General features: G+C 51.0%; 1 rRNA gene. It reads left to right on the top strand.

Annotated elements, in window-relative coordinates:
- Nucleotides 1-5: 5 nt before the first annotated feature.
- A 23S ribosomal RNA gene (locus tag AB4Y44_RS42925) occupies nt 6-241 on the top strand; the annotation flags it as partial.

Below are 241 nucleotides of genomic sequence, written 5' to 3'. Positions count from 1 at the left end.
ATCACAGGCGATGAAGGACGCGGTAGCCTGCGAAAAGCTACGGGGAGCTGGCAAACAAGCTTTGATCCGTAGATGTCCGAATGGGGAAACCCACTCCGAATGGAGTATCCATGGCTGAATACATAGGTCATGTGAAGCGAACGCGGCGAACTGAAACATCTAAGTAGCCGCAGGAAAAGAAATCAACCGAGATTCCCAAAGTAGTGGCGAGCGAAATGGGACCAGCCTGTACTCTTTATCC

Source organism: Paraburkholderia sp. BR10937 (genome assembly GCF_040965695.1).
Classification (GTDB): domain Bacteria; phylum Pseudomonadota; class Gammaproteobacteria; order Burkholderiales; family Burkholderiaceae; genus Paraburkholderia.
The sequence above is the reverse complement of the archived record's forward strand: the minus strand, read 5'-3'. Positions and strand labels throughout refer to the sequence as shown.